Below are 20,086 nucleotides of genomic sequence, written 5' to 3'. Positions count from 1 at the left end.
CCTATACAACGGTTAAATTAACCACTCAAAAATCTCTGTCGTTCAAGTATTACCGTAAAAAAAATTTTTATCAAGCTTTTATACAGCAACACTGCCAAGTTCACACCAAACCTACTATGATTTGATATAACTTCATTATATAAGACTTAACTTTTACAATCTTTATTCTTTTTTAAATACCTGCTATTCATTATTTTCAATTTACATCCAATCTTGTTGATTAACAATAACGATTAGAGAGTGTGACTTTTTTTTGTTATATTTTATAAACAAACATTATTCAAAACTTTCTATGTATGCTAAAAGATATATTAAAACCAAGAAAAAAGAATATTGGAAATCTCCCTATTAATAGATTACTTCCATCAGCAAAGCAAAAAATGGTTGGACCATGGATATTTTTTGATCATTTTGGTCCAATAGAACTTTCAGAAAATAAAGGTCTAGATATTCTTCCTCATCCACATATTAATCTTGCCACAGTAACATATCTATTTGATGGAGAGATTATTCATAGAGATTCTATTGGAAGTTTTCAAACTATAAAACCTGGTGACCTTAATTTAATGCTTGCAGGAAAAGGAATAGTACACTCAGAAAGAGAGCCAGAAAATATACGTAAAAATAAAAGGCTAATACATGGCTTACAATTTTGGCTAGCTCTACCAAGTGAAGTTGAAGAGACTGAGCCAGCTTTCTTTCATTATTCAAAAGAGAATCTACCAACCTTTGAAGTCAATGATACTCAAATAAAATTAATTATAGGAACAGCATGGAACAAGTCATCTCCTGTCAAAACCTACTGTGATACTCTATTTGCAAAGATAAATATATTAAAAGGTAATAGTCTAACATTACCAAATAAAGAAGAAATAGGAATATATGTTCTTTCAGGAGAGATAACAGTTGGCCAGGAGAAAATAACTCAATACGCCTTAGGTATTCCAGATAAAGAAAGTACACACATATTAGCAAACACTAATAGTGAGTTTATTATTCTTGGTGGAGTATCTCTTGGCAGGAGATTTATCGAATGGAATTTTGTTTCATCTCATGCTGATCGAATTTCTCAAGCAAAAGAAGATTGGCTTGCCCAACGTTTTGATAAAGTAGTTGATGATGAAAATGAATTTATTCCTTTACCACATAAATTCACTATATAATCTTCATCTTTTGTTAAGTAATTACTATAATCTATACTCAAACAATTCTTATTAATTTAAATATGGATCTAAACCAATTATTGCTAACTATTTTAATGGCTGGCATCCCTTTGATATTTGCTATTACTCTACACGAAGCTGCTCATGCATATATTGCTAAATTTCGTGGAGATAAAACTGCATATAATCTTGGGAGAGTGACTTTAAACCCCGTCCCACATATAGATTTAATTGGAACAATTATTGTTCCAGGACTACTTCTATTATCATCAATGACTGTTGGATTTCCTTTTATTTTTGGATGGGCAAAACCTGTTCCTATAAATTATAACAACCTTAAAAATCCTAGATCTGACATGGCCATGGTGGCTTTAGCTGGACCTCTAGCTAATTTTATTATGGCTGTAGTATGGGCACTTTTATATAAACATATAACCTTACATCCATATATACAACAAATGGCTCTTTATGGAATGATTATTAATGTTGTTCTTATGGTGCTAAATCTACTGCCCATTCCTCCACTTGATGGCAGCAGAATAGTTTCAGCTATCTTACCTCCTAAAGTAGCTTACAAATACAATAGTATTGAAAGATATGGTTTTTTTATTTTATTAGCTTTAATAATAATTCCTTTTCAAGGAGGTAACTTATTATTTTTCATTTTAAACCCTTTTATTAGTTTTACTCTACAAATTATCCAAGCTATTACTTTCTAGAATTTAGTATTTACTATACTGCTATATTTAATGATATTCTTCTAATTAGTTAGTCCTATTTTAGATAAAGTATGATTAAAACTTTAAGTCAGCAGCCAAAAGGCCTTTGGATTCTTTGTGGGGTGGAAATCTGGGAAAGATTTAGTTATTACGGCATGCGCGCCTTATTAATCCTTTATCTCACTAGTGAATTTTGGGGTATGAGTGATACTCAAGCATACTTAACCTATGGAAGCTATGTTGCTTTTGTATATATGACTCCCTTAATTGGTGGCTATATCTCTGATACCTTCCTAGGACATACTACTAGCGTAAAATATGGATGTATATTTATCATGATTGGTCATATTTTACTATCAACTCAGCAATCATTTTTCTGGGGGCTTGCCTTTGTTGTCGTTGGAACAGGTTTTTTTAAATCTTCTATGGCTACGAATATAGGCCGAAATTATAATAACTCAAATGACCATTTAAGAGATAGTGGATACACATTATTTTATATGGCTGTAAATCTAGGTAGTGGCTTAGCTCTAATAGCTGTACCACTTATTGCAAAATACTTTAGTTGGCATGCTGGTTTTGCAACAGCTGCTTTTGGAATGGGACTAGGATTATTAGTTCTATTTATCGGAGAAATTAAAAAAATAATCCCAAAAGATCATATCCTAGTATCTAAAAAAACTCATATAATAACTATTATTTCTGCATTAATAGCTGTTTGTATATTTCAATACTTAATATTTCATGCAAAAAATACTGCAAATGTTTTATATATAATGACTATCATTGTTTTTATTTATTTAATTTACAAAACCATAAAAGGTGGCAAGGAATATACTATTCCTATTCTAGCTGTATTAAAAGTTTCAATTATCGTTATGTTTTTTTGGATACTTTTTGAGCAAACAGCAACTAGTGTTTTACTATTTACAGAAAGATTTGTTAATTTAAATATTTTCGGCTTTTCTATATCTGCTGCCAACACACATGTTTTCAATAGCTTATTTATTATAATTTTAGCTCCTTTCTTCGCTATTATATGGGGAAAGTGGAATATTAGTATTTTTAGAAAAATGGGAGCTGGGCTAATAATAACTGGATTGGCAATGGGTGCTTTTGCTATTAGTGCAAATTTGGCTATTAAAGGATTTTCTCCATCTCTTCTTTGGATAGTTTTAGGATATATGCTTATTACTATGGGAGAGCTATGTTGCAGCCCAACAGGGTTAGCAGCCATAAGCAAAGTAGCTCCCGCTGATATAGTTGCTTTACTATTTGGAGTATGGGGAATTAAATCCTCTCTTAGTAATTATTTTGCTAGCTATATTGCTACTTTCACAGATGTCGGTGATATCAAAGATACTTCTTCAATAATTCAAGCTAAAGCTTATTATCATTTATTCTTTAACTTAACAATTACAGCTATAATAATAGGATTAATTATTCTCATAATATCTAAACAATTAAAAAGACTATATAACATTTAAGAGAATATTAATTAAAGCTTTGCATACTATATTTAGGCTCTAAAAATTCATAAATACCATCATCAGAACCCTCTCTACCTAAGCCTGACTCTTTAACCCCTCCAAAAGGCGCTGACTCAGTTGAAAGCACACCAAAATTAATTCCAATCATTCCTGCTTCTATAGCATTTCTAACTCTTTCTATTTGTTTAACATCATTACTGAAAAAATAACTTGCTAACCCATAAGGAGTATTATTTGCTCGAGTAATTGCTTCTTCTTCAGTTTTGAATGTATAAATGTTTACTACAGGTCCAAAAACCTCTTCACAACTTGTTTGCATATTATCAGTCATTCCATCAATAACCGTAGGCTCAAAGAAAGTACCACCTAACTCATGACTCTTTCCACCTAAAATTACTTTAGCTCCATTATCTACAGCATTTTTTATATGAGTCTTAACCTTGGTAATTGCCTGATCACTTATTAATGGACCAACTATAACACCCTCTTCTAGACCATTACCAACCTTTAACTTAGACACTTCACTAATAAGGATCTTTATAAATTTAGGTTTTATATTTTCTTGAACAAATATTCTATTAGGGGCAATACATACTTGCCCAGCGTTTCTAAATTTAGAAACTAATAAAGCTTTAACAGCAACATCAATGTCAGCTGTATCAAAAACTATAAAAGGTGCATTTCCACCAAGTTCTAATGAAATTTTTTTAACATTTTGAGAAGATTGAGACATTAAAAGCTTTCCTATACGAGTTGATCCTGTAAAAGTAATCTTTCTCACATCAATATTAGATGTCATTTCTTTACCTATTTCTTTAGAATCACCACAAACTACTTGAAATAAATTTTTAGGAATACCTGCTTCTTCAGCAAGTATTTTAGCAGCTAACGCTGATAAAGGAGTAAGTTCAGAAGGTTTAACAACCACCGCGCACCCTGCTGCAAATGCAGGAGCTATCTTTCTAGTAATCATAGCCAATGGAAAGTTCCATGGAGCTATCGCTGCTACAACACCAACAGGTTCATAAGTAACTTTTATTTCTGTATTTGGAAAAGGGCTACTAATTAATTTACCATCTATACGTTTAGCTTTTTCTGCATACCATTCAATAAAACCTGCACTATAATTAACCTCTGCTCTTGCTTCTAGCAAAGGTTTACCACTTTCAAGAGTAATAATTTGAGCTAAATCATCGATATTTTGAATCAAAAGCTCATACCATTTTCTTAGAATTTTTGATTTCTCTTTTTGTAAAAATCGATTCCATTCCTTCTGTGTATTTTTAGCTTTTCTTATTGATTCTTTTATTTCTATATTGGTATTGTTAGCTATAGTTGCTAATTTATCTTTATTAACTGGATTTATAACTTCAAAACCTTCCTTAACATTAAATTTTTTAACAACTTTAGTTAATAAGATATTCATTTTTATATTCTCATTAATTATCTCAATATTTAAATTATACGCTTATATCCAAAGAAACAAATTTATTTATAGAAAAAGCAAACACAAACAATAATTTAAGAGTCTTTTAGAACGAAGAAAGCCCCGCTAAGGATTACTTAGAGGGGCTTTAAATGGAAAAAGATGGCGACTACCTACTTTCACCTAGCGAATGCTAGACTATCATCGGCGTGTTATAGTTTCACTTCTGAGTTCGGAATGGGATCAGGTGGTTCCTACAAGCTATCATCGCCAAAACTGTGTTTTGGGTTATATATCTTTTATAAAAATATTTAACAATTTAGCATAGAAATAGACTTAAGTCTCTCGGATCATTAGTACTGGTAAGCTACACGCATTACTGCGCTTCCACATCCAGCCTATCAACGTCGTAGTCTCCAACGTTCCTTACTAGCTCAAAGCTAGAGAGATCTAATCTTGAAGGAGGCTTCCCGCTTAGATGCTTTCAGCGGTTATCCCTTCCGAACGTAGCTACCCGGCAATGCTTCTGGCGAAACAACCGGAACACCAGTGGTTCGTTCACTCCGGTCCTCTCGTACTAGGAGCAACTCTTCTCAAATCTCTAACGCCCACGGCAGATAGGGACCGAACTGTCTCACGACGTTCTGAACCCAGCTCGCGTACCACTTTAAATGGCGAACAGCCATACCCTTGGGACCTGCTTCAGCCCCAGGATGTGATGAGCCGACATCGAGGTGCCAAACTCCCCCGTCGATATGAACTCTTGGGAGGAATCAGCCTGTTATCCCCGGAGTACCTTTTATCCGTTGAGCGATGGCCCTTCCATACGGGACCACCGGATCACTAAGACCTACTTTCGTACCTGCTCGAGCCGTCACTCTCGCAGTCAAGCGCACTTTTGCCTTTATACTCTTGGCACGATTTCCGACCGTGCCGAGTGCACCTTCGTACTCCTCCGTTACTCTTTAGGAGGAGACCGCCCCAGTCAAACTACCCACCATACACTGTCCTCGCCTTCCGGCTGAGTTAGAACTTCAAACATTCAAGGGTGGTATTTCAAGGTCGACTCCACATGATCTAGCGACCATGCTTCAAAGTCTCCCACCTATCCTACACATAAATATTCAAAGTCCAGTGCAAAGCTATAGTAAAGGTTCACGGGGTCTTTCCGTCTAACCGCGGGTACGCTGCATCTTCACAGCGATTTCAATTTCACTGAGTCTCTGGTGGAGACAGTGTGGCCATCGTTACGCCATTCGTGCAGGTCGGAACTTACCCGACAAGGAATTTCGCTACCTTAGGACCGTTATAGTTACGGCCGCCGTTTACTGGGGCTTCGATCCAGAGCTTCGCTTGCGCTAACCCCTTCAATTAACCTTCCAGCACCGGGCAGGCGTCACACCCTATACTTCCTCTTTCGAGTTCGCAGAGTGCTGTGTTTTTGATAAACAGTCGCAGCCACCTGGTATCTGCAACCCTCAACAGCTTACGTAGCAAGTACTTCACCATCAAGGGCACACCTTCTTCCAAAGTTACGGTGTCATTTTGCCTAGTTCCTTCACCAGAGTTATCTCATAGCCTTAGTATTCTCTACCTACCCACCAGTGTCGGTTTACAGTACGGTCACTTATACAATATACTTAGAAGCTTTTCCTGGAAGCTTGGCATCAATAGCTTTGTCAAATAAATTTGACTTCGTCTCGTATCTCAGATTAACAAATTACCGGATTTACCTAATAACTCTACCTACATACTTTCACCCGGACAACCATTCGCCGGGCCTACCTAGCCTTCTCCGTCCCTCCTTCGTTTATATAAGCGGCACAGGAATATTAACCTGTTTCCCATCGACTTCACTCTTCAGCTACGCCTTAGGGGCCGGCTTACCCTACGTTGATTAACATTGCGTAGGAATCCTTGGGTTTTCGGCCAATAAGAATCTCACTTATTTTACGTTACTCATGTCAGCATTCGCACTTCTGATACCTCCAGCATGCTTCTCAACACACCTTCATCGGCTTACAGAACGCTCCCCTACCAATATACTATATATATTCCGCAACTTCGGTGCATAGCTTAGCCCCGTTAAATCTTACGTGCAGGCCGACTCGACCAGTGAGCTATTACGCTTTCTTTAAAGGGTGGCTGCTTCTAAGCCAACCTCCTGGCTGTCTGGGCCTTCCCACTTCGTTTCCCACTTAGCTATGACTTGGGGACCTTAGTTGGCGGTCTGGGCTGTTTCCCTCTCCACTACGGACCTTAGCACCCGCAGTGTGTCTCCTGTGCTCGAACTTCATCGTATTCTGAGTTTGCATCGAGTCGGTAAGCTCGTAAAAGCCCCCTAGTCGAAACAGTGCTTTACCCCAATGAGTTATACACAAGGCACTACCTAAATAGTTTTCGGGGAGAACCAGCTATCTCCGTGCTTGATTAGCCTTTCACTCCTATCCACACCTCATCCCATACTTTTGCAACAGTATTGGGTTCGGTCCTCCAGTTGGTATTACCCAACCTTCAACCTGGACATGGATAGATCGCGCCGGTTTCGGGTCTACTCCTAGCGACTTATCGCCCTATTAAGACTCGCTTTCGCTACGGATCCCTTATTCAGTTATCCTCGCCACTAAAAGTAACTCGCTGACCCATTATACAAAAGGTACGCAGTCACATGACTAAATCATGCTCCTACTGCTTGTATGCAAGCGGTTTCAGATTCTATTTCACTCCCTTTATAAGGGTTCTTTTCACCTTTCCCTCACGGTACTAGTTCACTATCGGTCATTCAGTAGTATTTAGCCTTGGAGGATGGTCCCCCCATGTTCAGACAAGGTTCCACGTGCCCCGTCCTACTTGTTCGTATGCTTAGTTCCACATGATGTATTTCGTATACGGGACTATCACCCTCTATCGTCAAGCTTCCCAACTTGTTCTACTATATATCATGCTAAATCATACCAGGCTCTTCCCACTTCGCTCGCCACTACTATGGGAATCTCAATTGATTTCTCTTCCTAAGGGTACTTAGATGTTTCAGTTCCCCTCGTTCGCTCCTAACTCTATATCGAGCAGGTAACTAGACTACTCTAGCTGGGTTCCCCCATTCGGACATCTGCGGATCAATGTTTGTTTGTCAACTACCCGCAGCTTTTCGCAGACTACCACGTCCTTCATCGCCTCTGAATGCCAAGGCATCCACCGCTTGCACTTATTCTCTTAAGTCTATCTCTATACTAAATTGTTAAATATCTCTATTCGCATAAATAAAATATTGGTGGAGCCAAGCGGGATCGAACCGCTGACCCCCTGCGTGCAAAGCAGGTGCTCTCCCAGCTGAGCTATGGCCCCAAAAAAATGGTGGGTCTGAGTAGACTTGAACTACCGACCTCACCCTTATCAGGGGTGCGCTCTAACCAACTGAGCTACAGACCCGTATCTTATTTACACTAAAATATATTAGCTACAAACACTCAAAAACAAACTTAAAATCAGTAATTAGATAATTTTTTATTTTCGTATTTCCTTTAAGGAGGTGATCCAGCCGCAGGTTCCCCTACGGCTACCTTGTTACGACTTCACCCCAGTCATGAATCACACCGTGGTAATCGGCCTCCTTGCGGTTAGCCTAACTACTTCTGGTGCAACCCACTCCCATGGTGTGACGGGCGGTGTGTACAAGACCCGGGAACGTATTCACCGCGACATTCTGATTCGCGATTACTAGCGATTCCGACTTCATGCAGTCGAGTTGCAGACTGCAATCCGGACTAAGAGTACCTTTGTGAGTTTCGCTCCAGGTCGCCCCTTCGCAGCCCTCTGTAATACCCATTGTAGCACGTGTGTAGCCCTGGTCGTAAGGGCCATGATGACTTGACGTCGTCCCCACCTTCCTCCGCCTTGTCAGCGGCAGTCTCAATAGAGTACCCAACTTAATGATGGTAACTATCAATAGGGGTTGCGCTCGTTGCGGGACTTAACCCAACATTTCACAACACGAGCTGACGACAGCCGTGCAGCACCTGTCACTGCGTTCCCGAAGGCACCAATCTATCTCTAGAAAGTTCGCAGGATGTCAAGACCAGGTAAGGTTCTTCGCGTTGCATCGAATTAAACCACATGCTCCACCGCTTGTGCGGGTCCCCGTCAATTCCTTTGAGTTTTAGCCTTGCGGCCGTAGTCCCCAGGCGGAGTACTTAACGCGTTAGCTGCGCCACTAGGCCCTTTACACCGAACCCAACAGCTAGTACTCATCGTTTACAGCGTGGACTACCAGGGTATCTAATCCTGTTTGATCCCCACGCTTTCGTCCCTCAGTGTCAGTATCGGTCCAGAATGTTGCCTTCGCCATTGGTGTTCCTTCTGATCTCTACGCATTTCACCGCTACACCAGAAATTCCCCATTCCTCTACCGTACTCTAGTTTGCCAGTATCAAATGCAGTTCCAAGGTTGAGCCCTGGGCTTTCACATCTGACTTAACATACCACCTACAGACCCTTTACGCCCAGTAATTCCGATTAACGCTTGCACCCCCCGTATTACCGCGGCTGCTGGCACGGAGTTAGCCGGTGCTTATTCTTTGGGTAACGTCAATTCAAAATGCTATTAACATATTGACCTTCCTCCCCAACTAAAGTGCTTTACAACCCTAGAGCCTTCTTCACACACATGGCATTGCTGGATCAGGGTTTCCCCCATTGTCCAATATTCCCCACTGCTGCCTCCCGTAGGAGTTTGGGCCGTGTCTCAGTCCCAATGTGGCTGATCATCCTCTCAAATCAGCTATGGATCGTAGCCTTGGTGGGCCCTTACCCCGCCAACTAGCTAATCCAACGCAGGCTCATCCATGAGCGGCAGCCCGAAAGCCACCTTTAACCCTTAGGTATTATGCGGTATTAACAACCGTTTCCAGTTGGTATCCCCCTCCCATAGGTAGATTCCTACGCGTTACTCACCCGTCCGCCACTCGTCAGCAACTAGCAAGCTAGTCCTGTTACCGTTCGACTTGCATGTGTTAAGCATGCCACCAGCGTTCAATCTGAGCCAGGATCAAACTCTTCAGTTTTAATCTATTCTGACTCTAACTACTGATATTTACTCAAATTTATTAAAGAGTGTTTGTATATAATATATCTCTTAAATATCTAGCCCCTCAGGACCTCCCAACTAACATCATCCGTCAGCCGGTGAAAACATATAATACGCCCTCAATTAACCTTTTGCAATACCTTTTTTTAGTTTTTTTAGGTTTTTTTTGTATTTTATTATCAGAGTAAAAAAATTAACTCTTAGAAAAACTATCAGTAGCTTTTACTAAAGCTTCAACAATTCCTAGCTCACTAATAGAATGACCCGCATCTGGTATAATTTCTAATTTTGCTGTTGGCCATGCTTTGTGCAAATCCCAAGCACTTGCTGCTGGACAAACCATATCATAACGCCCTTGTACAATTACGCCAGGGACATTCTTAATCTTATAAGCATATTTAAGTAGCTGAGCTTCTTCAATAAATAACCCATTTTTAAAGAAATGACACTCAATTCGCGCAAAAGCTAAGCTAAACTTATTTTCTCCATATCTGTCTATCGATTTTCTATCTATAAACAACTTACTAGTTGATGCTTCCCAAACACTCCAAGCTATAGCAGCTTCCTGCTTCAATTTTTCATCACCGCCTGTTAATATGCTGTGATAGGCAGATATAAAATCTTTTCTTTGCTCTACTGGTATTGGTTTTATATACTTTTCCCACATATCTGGAAAAACCTCACTTGCGCCGTGCTGATATAGCCAATTGATTTCTTTTTTACGCCCTAAGAATATCCCTCTAAGAACGAGTTCCGTAACAAATTCTGGATAAGTCTGAGCATAAGCTAATCCTAAAGTACTTCCCCAAGAGCCACCAAAAATCATCCATTTATCAATTTTTAGCTTTTTACGAATCATTTCAAAATCTTCAATCAAGTGCTGAGTTGTATTTTCTTTTAATTCAGCAAAAGGAGTGCTTTTACCACACCCTCTCTGATCAACCAAAATGATACGATACTTTTTTGGATTAAAATATTGCCTATAGCTAGGCTGAATGCCACCACCTGGACCACCATGTATAAACAAAGCAGGTTTTCCATTTGGATTACCACACTCCTCAAAATAAATTGTGTGAATATCTGAAACTTTTAAAAACTGACTATTATAAGGTTCAATCTGAGGATACAAAGGCATAGAATTTTCCCATAACTGATTTTATGAAATATTAACCCAAAATAATAGTTATTTAAAATAGATAACTCACCAAAGATAGAAATAAATGGTGGGTGCTGAGGGGTTCGAACCCCCGACCCTCGCCTTGTAAGGGCGATGCTCTCCCAGCTGAGCTAAGCACCCGACTTTTGAAATCGAAAATGGCGGAGAGGACGGGATTCGAACCCGTGATAGGGTTTAAAGCCTATACTCCCTTAGCAGGGGAGCGCCTTCAGCCTCTCGGCCACCTCTCCTTCACCATGTGAAACACAATTATATATAAATAATCTAATGTGTCAAGAGATTAACTTTAGGATTGCCCTATATTTAATTACTCAACTTAGAAGAAAATATTTCCGTTAATTCTTTGGATCTTCTAATATTTGCCTGCATTGCTTTTGCAACAAGATCCTTGATACCGCCATCATCAAAAATCTTTAATGATTCTGCTGTTGTGCCACCCTTTGAAGTAATTTTATTTCTCAAAACTTCTATGTCATCATCACTTCGCATAGCCATTTTAGCAGCCCCTAAAGCTGTTTGTGTTACCAAAAGTTTTGCCTGTTCAGATGAGAGCCCCATTCTTCTAGCTTCATCAATAACACACTCCATAAATAATAAAAAATAAGCAGGGGCTGATCCCGCGCATGCAGTAACCACATCTATTTTATACTCTTCATCGACAATAATGATTACACCCATAGTTCTCATCATATACTCAACTATCTCTTTCTCTCTATCAGAAACATTTGGATTTAAAAATATTCCACTAGCTCCACACCTAATACTAGCTGGAGTATTTGGCATAACCCTAGCGAGAGATACATCAAAACCAAACAAAGATTTATAAACTGACGAACTAATGCCTGCTGCTACAGTAATAATAAAATTACTATTTTCTCTAACAACTTCTTTAATTTGTGAAACAACATCTTCCATTTGTTGTGGCTTAACTGCTAAAACAACTACATGATTATTACTTACCATTTCTTTTAAGTTCTGACTAAAACTTACACCATATACTTCTGCAAGTTTTTTAAGTTTATCTAGGTTTCTATCAAAAACAGTTATATTACTAGGATAAAACCCATCTTCAACAAGCCCAGAAATCATACTTCCTGCCATATTCCCGCCACCCACAAAACAAACTTTAAAATCCATGATTATTTACATTTCTGTTTTATTACACATGAATAAATTTTAACATCCATACTAGCTTATTGCTAAAGTATTAAGTAACTTTTATACTACTTAAAACCCAAAGTTATCTTTTACTTAAAAGCTTATGAGAGAAATAGTTTTAGCCTCAAGCAATAAAGGGAAAATTAGAGAGTTTTCAGAAATTTTTAACAGAATCAATATTTCTATAGTCCCTCAAACCAAATTCAATGTACCTGATGCAGATGAAACTGGTCTTAGTTTTATTGAAAATGCAATAATAAAAGCTAGGCACTGTTCAAAATATACCAATTTACCTGCTATGGCAGACGATTCTGGGCTATGCGTAGAAGTTCTAAATGGAAATCCCGGAATTTATTCTGCCAGATACTCTGGTATACACGGAGATGATAAAGCAAATATCCAAAAACTTCTTTCCGAACTTAAACAAGACAATAACAGAAAAGCGGAGTTCATATGTGCCATAGCATATGTAAAAAACTATCTAGATCCTACTCCACTAATATCAGTCGGAAAATTAGAAGGCATCATAGCCTTCGATGAACAAGGAGAAAATGGATTTGGATATGACCCCATCTTTCAAATCCCTGAAGAAAATAAAACCTTAGCTCAAATATCTCAAGAATTCAAAAACAAAATAAGTCATAGAGCTAAAGCTTTAGAAAAAATGATTAAACAACTATAAAAAATAAATCTTTATATGCTAAAATGTCTCGAAGCTATAAGTTATTTTTAGAACTGTAAAAAAGGTAGTTAGATCTTGAGTAAACTTTCAAAAATATTTTACAACATATTTATTTATATATACTCTGGGCTATTTACTGCTTATATTCCTATAGTTTATATAAAAAAACTAAAAAGAAGTTTAAAAAATAAACTTTATCGAAAGAGATGGTCAGAAAGATTTGGTAACACAAAATTAAGATTAAAAAACTCTATCTGGATACACTCCGTGTCAGTTGGCGAATCCTTATCTGCTGAGCCCCTAGTTAAAAAGCTTTTAGAAAAAAATCCTAGTAGACACTTTGTTATTACTACAACAACACCTACTGGTAGCGATATAGTAAAAGAACTATACAAAGATTATAAAAATGTGTACCACACATATATTCCATATGACACTAAAAGTTTTGTAGCTCAATTCATGGCTAGAGTAAATCCTAAAATATTTATAATTATAGAAACAGAAATATGGCCAAGTATATTAAATAAATGCTTCAAGGAAGAAATTCCTGTGATTATATCAAATGCAAGACTATCTTACAGATCATTTAGAAGATATATGAAAATTCCTTTCGCAAGCGACAATCTTTTTAATAGGATATCTCATATCAGCGCTCAAACTCATAAAGACGCAAAAAGGTTTGCAACATTAGGAGTCAATAAAAATAATATAACTGTAACAGGTAACCTAAAATATAGCTTAAAGATACCAGCCAATATAGAGAAAGAAACTAAAGAGATAAAAGAAAGCATTAATAATAGACCCACTTGGATAGCAGCTAGCACTCATAGAGGAGAAGAAGAGATTATCTTAAAAGCTCATGAACTTATTTTAAACATAATACCAACCTGCCTATTAATCTTAGTTCCTAGACATAAAGAAAGATTTAATGAAGTATCAGGAATGATAAATAATTACAGCCTAACCCAACAAAGAAGAACCAAGTCAAAATCATACATATCAAATGAAACACAGGTTTATCTTGGTGATACAATGGGCGAGCTTTTAAATTTATACTTTCTTGCAGATGTGGCTTTTGTAGGAGGAAGCCTAGTCAACAATGGTGGACATAACTTTTTAGAGCCTGCAGCTTTATCTAAAGCAATAGTAACAGGACCAAGCCTATTCAACTTTCGCGCTATTGCTGAATCTTTTAAAAAATTTCATGCTCTAAATATTATAAATACAGATCAAGAACTGTTTAAAATAATCACTAGTTTATTAAACGATAGAGATCTTTTAGAAAAAAACTCTACTGCTGCTTACAAAGCATTTAAGCAAAATAATAATGTAGTAGATAAACAATTTAAAGAAATACAAAAGTTTTTATAATGGCTAATATTTCTCAAACATCAATAATAAAAGACTTTGAACAATTCTCAGATTCATACCTAAATAGCATACAGTCCCCCTCCAATAAATTAATTGAAGCAGTTAAATACTCTTTATTAAATGGTGGTAAAAGAATCAGGGCTCAATTTGTATATACAATAGGAGAGATGTTTAAAATTAATTATTTTGAATGTCACAAGCTTGCTTTTGCTATAGAGTCTATACATGCTTATTCTCTGATACACGATGATCTACCAGCTATGGATAATGATTCTTTACGGAGAGGTAAACCAACTTCACATATTAAGTTTGGAGAAGCTACAGCCATATTAGCAGGAGATGCTTTACAAACACTAGCCTTTGAAATTCTACAGAATTTAGAAACAAGCGACATTAAAAATTTTAAAAAAATAAATAAGTATTTAGCTAATTGCTCTGGAATTCAAGGAATGGTATCTGGCCAACAACTAGATATAGAAGGAGAAGATAAACCACTTGCTCTAAATGAACTAAATACCATACATACAAATAAAACAGCAAAAATGTTTTGTGCAAGTTTTATATTACCATTTTTATTAAGCTCAAAAAAGAATGATGCAGATATTGAAATAATTCTTAGTTCATTAGCTATCTCTATAGGATTATGTTTCCAAATAAAAGACGATATCCTTGATGTAACCGAAAATTCTAAAACATTAGGAAAAACAGCAAATAAAGATGCTTCTTCACAAAAATCAACTTATGTTTCGATACTTGGACTTAATGGTGCCAGAGAAGCGCTAATAAAAGAATTAGAAAGTATAAATAAATATACATCCATGCTAAAAGAATTAGGCTTTAATTGTTTAAATTTAGAGAAATTAATAAAAATAGTCATTGATAGAAACTATTGATTATTTCTGATAAAATCATCTGATTAAAAAATGTTCAAATAACTTTTTATATATGATATTAAAAAAAATATACGCCTGGTCAATACATTTATTCACAGCTTTAGGAGCTGTTTTAGGTGTATTAGCAATTATTTACTCCATTCAAGCTGCTCAAGCTAATATATTAGATAATTCAATTAATTATTCTTACTATCTCAAACTATCTTTATATTGCGTTATCATAGCTATAATTATAGATGCTGTAGATGGAACACTAGCTAGAACCGTAGATATAAAAAAGCTTGCACCTTTTGATGGCGCTTTATTAGATAATATAATAGACTTCACAACTTACTCTATAGTTCCCTGCATATGGATTTATGTATCAGGGATTGTTTCAGAGAACTGGTTAATACCAAGCATAATCTTAATAACTATTTCATCAGCTTATCAATTTTGCCAGCCAAATGCTAAAACTGACGATAATTTTTTTGTTGGATTCCCTAGTTATTGGAATATAATAGTTATGTTGATGCTATGTTTTCAAACAAATCAAGTGATAAATCAAGCAATAATCTTAATATTATCTATTTTTTCTTTTATCCCTATAAAATACATATACTTATCAAGATTAGATAATATTAGTAAGAGTAAAGTAGTTAAGTTTATAACATTAACTTACTCTATTATTGCCAGCTCAATCACTGTAATTGCTGTTTATCTTTTTCCAGAAAAAACTCCTGACGAATTTCTTTTTATAATAATTACTTTTATTATTTTCTATATTATATTCAGCTTTAAACTTAATATAAAACCAATAAAATAACATCACACAAATTAATATTTATGCTAATATAAAATCATAGTTTTATTCTTAGAATAAATAATTTTTTAAAATATGGAAATTCTGAACAGTCAAGAAAGGCAGAAACTTTTTGTTGAAAATATCTATCCCTATAAACATAAAATTCCTAGAAAAATATATGATAAGCAAAAATATCATCTACAAATTGAGTTACTGAAGCTACAAAAATGGATAAAGGAAAACAATAGAAGACTGCTAATAATCTTTGAAGGTCGTGATGCTGCAGGAAAAGGTGGAACTATAAAAAGAATGATGGAACATCTCAATCCAAGGGGTGCTCATGTAGTTGCACTAGAGAAACCTACTGAGATAGAAAGAAGTCAATGGTACTTTCAAAGGTATATAGAACATTTACCTTCTGGTGGAGAAATTATTTTATTTGACCGTTCTTGGTACAATAGAGCAGGAGTTGAAAGAGTAATGGGTTTTTGTACTGAAAAAGAATATTTCTCTTTCTTAGAGCAAGTGCCTTTACTAGAGAAAATGCTATATGATAGCGGAACAATAATTATAAAATTTTGGTTTTCAGTCAGTAAAGAAGAACAAAGAAGAAGGTTTTTAGCAAGAGAAAATGATCCACTCAAACAATGGAAACTAAGCCCTATAGATAAAGCTTCTTTGAATAAGTGGGATGAATATACTGAGGCAAAAGAAAGAATGTTTATTTATACAGATAAACCATATTCACCTTGGGTTATAATAAAATCAGACGATAAAAAAAGAGCTAGGCTAAATGCCATAAGGTACATCCTAAATAAACTTCCATATGATAATAAATGTCCAGATACTGCAATAGAGCCCGATCCGCTAATTGTAGGATCATCATCAAAAATATATAAATAAATTTGCTTTTTGATATTGACTAAGAATAAGTTATAACCTATAATTCTTTTTGTCTTTAGGGGCCTATAGCTCAGTTGGTTAGAGCGCCGGACTCATAATCCGTAGGTCGTAGGTTCGAGTCCTACTGGGCCCACCACTTTTTCGATATCTTTGATTAAAAAATTTTAATAATAAATTAAGAGACCACTGCCTCTAAATACTTTTGCTTATCTCTATTAGTTAATCTAACTTTGTTCTCGCTCATCAATACACCTGAAAATGCTTTAACAAGAGAGTCTAGCATATCAATCATAGACTCATAACAAACTTTTACATCATAGCCTTCAGAAGCTACTTTCCTATAATTCATAACCACTATTATAGACTTTACTTTAGTAATTCCTTCAAAGGTTTGAGATTCATTATCAGGCAAAATACTATATATAACATCTTTATAACTAACTTTTTGAAATATTCCTTCTGCAAACTTAATCCCATATCCTTTAAAAAAGGAATTGAGATCTTTAAGATCCATCTCTTGAAAGCTTTCAAAATAAAATAAAGAAAAACCTTGTTTCAAATATTCATATTCATTTTTATGCTCAACAATTTCAGCAGTATCAGAATCTATATTTCCTGTTTCTATAGAAAGATTAATTAATTGGCTATTTATAGCCTCTAATTTATTTAATTGCTTTTGTCTAAGTCCTTTTCTATAAAAATCTATGACAATAAGTACAACTAAAAGTAATGATAAACTTAAAATTAAAAACATAAGATAACCCTAACTTAAATTTAGTTAATAATTATATCTCTTTTACTAAAAAAAATTAACAAGTAGATGATAAAAGTTTTTGAACCTCTTCTACTATTTTAATATCGGTATCTACTATCATTTTTTTATGTATCTCATGAAACTCTGATACTATTCTCTTATTTCTAGCATCATCATCAAACAATCTCTTCAATTGAAATAAAACCTTTTCAACAGTGAAGTCTTCTTGTATTAGCTCTGAAATAATCTCTTTACCTGATAAAATATTTGGAAAAGCAAAATAACTATGCTTACCTTTTACAAGAAGCCTTGCTAGAAAGGCTGAAACTTTTGAAAGCTTATATCCAACAACCATAGGCAGTTTACAAAGCATTGTTTCTAAAGTTGCCGTACCTGAAGATAGTAGACAGAAATCAGAAGCTTTTAATATTTCATGAGAATGCCCTTCATATATTATTATTGGAAGGATATTTATTTTTTCTTTATATTCTTCAAATATTGATCTTAATGATGGTTTAGCTATAGGAATAACAGCTTTATACTTATATCCATCTTTCTTCAGCTTATCTAATGCATCTAAAAACACAGGTAAAAGCTTTGTTACTTCACTTTTTCTACTTCCTGGAAGTACTGCCAATATAGTATCTTCTAAACTTAAACCAAGCTCTTTTCTATATTTCTGTTTATCTATTTCTAATGGTATCGCCTTTGCTAGAGGATGACCTACAAAAACGGCTTTAAAGTTATGTCTTGTTCTATAATACTCTTCTTCAAAAGGTAGTATAGCTAATATAGTATCTGTTGCTTCTTTTATTTTTTTTATTCTATACTCTCTCCAAGCCCAAATCTTAGGACTTACATAATGTACCGTTCTTATTCTAGCCTGTCGTAGTTTTTTCTCAACAGTCAAATTAAAATCAGGTGCATCTATACCTATAAAAATATCAGGTTTATTTTCTTTAAAGTGATTAATCACTTTTCTCCTAATATTTAATATCTGAATACCTTTAGACAGAACTTCAAAAAAACCTATAACTGAAAGAGCTTCCATTGGATATAAAGTATTAAAACCATTTGCTACCATTTTTGGACCACCAATCCCTTCTATGATAGCATCAGGATAAGTTTTCTTAAGCTCTTTTACTAGACTTGCTCCAAGCTGATCTCCAGATAACTCCCCAGCAACTATTCCTATTCTCACTACTTGAGTATTCCTCTATCTGTTGATTCTATAACATCCACAAATGGTTTAATATAAGCATGCTCTTCAGCCATATCTTTTATTAAAGGATATGCTTCTTTAAGAGTTAATCCTTGTCTATATAACAAACGATAAACTTCTTTTATTTTACGCATTTGCTCTGTATCAAAACCTCTTCTCTTAAGCCCTTCAGAGTTTATTCCACAAGGGCTTGCATGAGCACCTCTACCAGTAACCATAATATAAGGGGGGACATCTTTACCTATCAAAGCTGCATGAGCAATAAATGAATGAGCTCCAATTCTACAAAACTGATGCACTCCTACATTAGCGCTTATTATTGCAAAATCATCTACTCTCACATGCCCAGCGAGACCAACATTATTAACTAAAGATACATAATTTCCTATTTTACAATCATGTCCTATATGAACATAACACATTATAAGATTATTATTTCCTACTCTAGTAATCTGTTCTTCTTTAGAGGTGCCTCCATGAATAGTGGCACACTCTCTTATAATATTATTATCACCTATAATAACCTGAGAAAACTCTCCTTTATAGGTGTAATCAATAGGATCATACCCTATTGAAGCAAATTGGAATATTTTATTATTCTTACCAAGAATCGCATCACTTCCAATAGTTACATGGCTTAGTAGTTCTGTACCTTCCCCAATAACTGCATTTTCACCTACCACACAGAAAGGACCAATTTTAGCACTCTCAGCTATTTTAGCACTTTCATGAACTACTGCTGAACTATGTATCACGATTAATAATCCTTATAAGCCGCCATTAACTCTGCTGAACAAACGATTTGATCATTTACTTTTGCTACTGATTGAGCTGTACAAATAATATTCTTTTGTTTTACCATTCTAGATTCAATAATTAAAACATCACCTGGCATAACCGGTCTTTTAACACGAACTTTATCTATCCCAGCTAACATAAAAGTTCTTCTTCCACCGCCATGCTTTGCAACTACTTCAGCAAATAGCTTCTCAGCCATTAATTCTCCTAGTATTGCTGTAGCTTGAGCCATTGCCTCAACGATAAGAACACCTGGCATAACTGGAAATTCAGGAAAATGTCCATTAAAAAATTCTTCATTAACTGTCACATTTTTTTGAGCAATAATTGATCTTTCTTCAATATCCCAATCAAGAATTTTGTCTAAAAGTGCAAAAGGATATCTATGTGGTAAAATTTTCTTTATACCCATAATATCTATCTGTCTACTATTTTCATTAAACTGACTCATAACAACCCTTCA

At 35.5% G+C, this 20,086-nt stretch carries 15 protein-coding genes, 5 tRNA genes and 3 rRNA genes; 9 read left to right on the top strand and 14 right to left on the bottom strand.

Annotated features, from left to right (window positions below):
• Positions 1-296: 296 nt before the first annotated feature.
• The 3 genes from KX01_RS03980 to KX01_RS03970 all read left to right on the top strand — a co-directional run bounded on the left by KX01_RS03980 (position 297) and on the right by KX01_RS03970 (position 3,369).
• A complete protein-coding gene (locus KX01_RS03980; RefSeq protein ID WP_071663755.1) occupies positions 297-1,163 on the top strand; it encodes a pirin family protein in 867 nt (288 codons plus the stop codon).
• Positions 1,164-1,225: 62 nt separating this feature from the next.
• Entirely contained in the window at positions 1,226-1,882 is a 657-nt protein-coding gene (locus tag KX01_RS03975) for a site-2 protease family protein (protein ID WP_071663754.1), read from the top strand.
• Positions 1,883-1,953: 71 nt separating this feature from the next.
• On the top strand, positions 1,954-3,369 hold the full coding sequence (locus tag KX01_RS03970) for a peptide MFS transporter (RefSeq protein WP_071663753.1): 1,416 nt from the start codon (positions 1,954-1,956) through the stop codon (positions 3,367-3,369).
• Positions 3,370-3,376: 7 nt separating this feature from the next.
• Here KX01_RS03970 and KX01_RS03965 read toward each other — a convergent pair whose 3' ends face one another.
• The 10 genes from KX01_RS03965 to proC all read right to left on the bottom strand — a co-directional run bounded on the left by KX01_RS03965 (position 3,377) and on the right by proC (position 12,195).
• Entirely contained in the window at positions 3,377-4,798 is a 1,422-nt protein-coding gene (locus KX01_RS03965; RefSeq protein WP_071663752.1) for an NAD-dependent succinate-semialdehyde dehydrogenase, read from the bottom strand.
• A gap of 160 nt (positions 4,799-4,958) precedes the next feature.
• Positions 4,959-5,073: ribosomal RNA gene (gene rrf / locus KX01_RS03960) — 5S ribosomal RNA — on the bottom strand.
• Positions 5,074-5,130: 57 nt separating this feature from the next.
• Positions 5,131-8,017 (bottom strand): 23S ribosomal RNA (locus KX01_RS03955).
• 50 nt (positions 8,018-8,067) lie between these two features.
• Positions 8,068-8,143 (bottom strand) — tRNA-Ala (locus tag KX01_RS03950).
• Positions 8,144-8,150: 7 nt separating this feature from the next.
• Positions 8,151-8,227, bottom strand: a tRNA-Ile gene (locus KX01_RS03945).
• 93 nt (positions 8,228-8,320) lie between these two features.
• Positions 8,321-9,858: ribosomal RNA gene (locus KX01_RS03940) — 16S ribosomal RNA — on the bottom strand.
• Together the 16S, 23S and 5S rRNA genes with 2 tRNA genes alongside form the textbook arrangement of a ribosomal RNA operon.
• A 216-nt stretch (positions 9,859-10,074) precedes the next feature.
• Positions 10,075-11,016 carry a prolyl aminopeptidase gene (gene pip / locus KX01_RS03935; RefSeq protein ID WP_071663751.1) on the bottom strand — a complete coding sequence of 314 codons (942 nt, stop codon included), beginning with the start codon at positions 11,014-11,016 and terminating at the stop codon, positions 10,075-10,077.
• Between the two features lie 86 nt (positions 11,017-11,102).
• Positions 11,103-11,178 (bottom strand) — tRNA-Val (locus KX01_RS03930).
• 18 nt (positions 11,179-11,196) lie between these two features.
• Positions 11,197-11,288, bottom strand: a tRNA-Ser gene (locus KX01_RS03925).
• 73 nt (positions 11,289-11,361) lie between these two features.
• Complete coding sequence (gene proC / locus KX01_RS03920; protein WP_071663750.1) at positions 11,362-12,195, bottom strand: pyrroline-5-carboxylate reductase; 834 nt, start codon at positions 12,193-12,195, stop codon at positions 11,362-11,364.
• Positions 12,196-12,319: 124 nt separating this feature from the next.
• Here proC and rdgB point away from each other — a divergent pair, with 124 nt between their 5' ends.
• From rdgB to KX01_RS03890, 6 genes are all read left to right on the top strand, one after another.
• Positions 12,320-12,898: an RdgB/HAM1 family non-canonical purine NTP pyrophosphatase gene (gene rdgB, locus KX01_RS03915; protein WP_071663749.1), complete on the top strand. Its 579-nt coding sequence runs from the start codon at positions 12,320-12,322 to the stop codon at positions 12,896-12,898.
• Positions 12,899-12,973: 75 nt separating this feature from the next.
• The gene (gene waaA, locus KX01_RS03910) at positions 12,974-14,269 is read left to right on the top strand and encodes a lipid IV(A) 3-deoxy-D-manno-octulosonic acid transferase (RefSeq protein ID WP_071663748.1); all 1,296 of its coding nucleotides are present in this window, start codon (positions 12,974-12,976) and stop codon (positions 14,267-14,269) included.
• A gap of 8 nt (positions 14,270-14,277) precedes the next feature.
• Positions 14,278-15,162, top strand: coding sequence for a polyprenyl synthetase family protein (locus KX01_RS03905; protein WP_071664744.1), 885 nt, complete (start codon positions 14,278-14,280; stop codon positions 15,160-15,162).
• 52 nt (positions 15,163-15,214) lie between these two features.
• Positions 15,215-15,967 (top strand): CDP-alcohol phosphatidyltransferase family protein, encoded by a 753-nt coding sequence (locus KX01_RS03900; RefSeq protein WP_071663747.1) that lies wholly within the window; start codon positions 15,215-15,217, stop codon positions 15,965-15,967.
• Positions 15,968-16,039: 72 nt separating this feature from the next.
• Positions 16,040-16,849, top strand: a complete 810-nt coding sequence (gene ppk2, locus KX01_RS03895; RefSeq protein ID WP_071663746.1) for a polyphosphate kinase 2 — start codon at positions 16,040-16,042, stop codon at positions 16,847-16,849.
• A gap of 59 nt (positions 16,850-16,908) precedes the next feature.
• Positions 16,909-16,985: transfer RNA gene (locus KX01_RS03890), tRNA-Ile, on the top strand.
• A gap of 39 nt (positions 16,986-17,024) precedes the next feature.
• On the opposite strand, the gene KX01_RS03885 is transcribed toward KX01_RS03890, so the two are convergent.
• The 4 genes from KX01_RS03885 to fabZ are packed head-to-tail and all read right to left on the bottom strand — an operon-like array spanning position 17,025 to position 20,074.
• Complete coding sequence (locus KX01_RS03885) at positions 17,025-17,603, bottom strand: hypothetical protein (RefSeq protein ID WP_071663745.1); 579 nt, start codon at positions 17,601-17,603, stop codon at positions 17,025-17,027.
• 55 nt (positions 17,604-17,658) lie between these two features.
• Positions 17,659-18,804 (bottom strand): lipid-A-disaccharide synthase, encoded by a 1,146-nt coding sequence (gene lpxB / locus KX01_RS03880; RefSeq protein ID WP_071663744.1) that lies wholly within the window; start codon positions 18,802-18,804, stop codon positions 17,659-17,661.
• A complete protein-coding gene (gene lpxA, locus KX01_RS03875) occupies positions 18,804-19,580 on the bottom strand; it encodes an acyl-ACP--UDP-N-acetylglucosamine O-acyltransferase (RefSeq protein WP_071663743.1) in 777 nt (258 codons plus the stop codon). Before lpxA ends, lpxB begins: the two co-directional genes overlap by 1 nt.
• 2 nt (positions 19,581-19,582) lie before the next feature.
• Positions 19,583-20,074: a 3-hydroxyacyl-ACP dehydratase FabZ gene (gene fabZ / locus KX01_RS03870; protein ID WP_071663742.1), complete on the bottom strand. Its 492-nt coding sequence runs from the start codon at positions 20,072-20,074 to the stop codon at positions 19,583-19,585.
• Between the last annotated feature and the right edge of the window lie 12 nt (positions 20,075-20,086).

The sequence above is a fragment of the Francisella frigiditurris genome, from assembly GCF_001880225.1.
Classification (GTDB): Bacteria; Pseudomonadota; Gammaproteobacteria; order Francisellales; family Francisellaceae; genus Francisella; species Francisella frigiditurris.
This window is presented reverse-complemented; position numbering and strand designations above follow the sequence as displayed.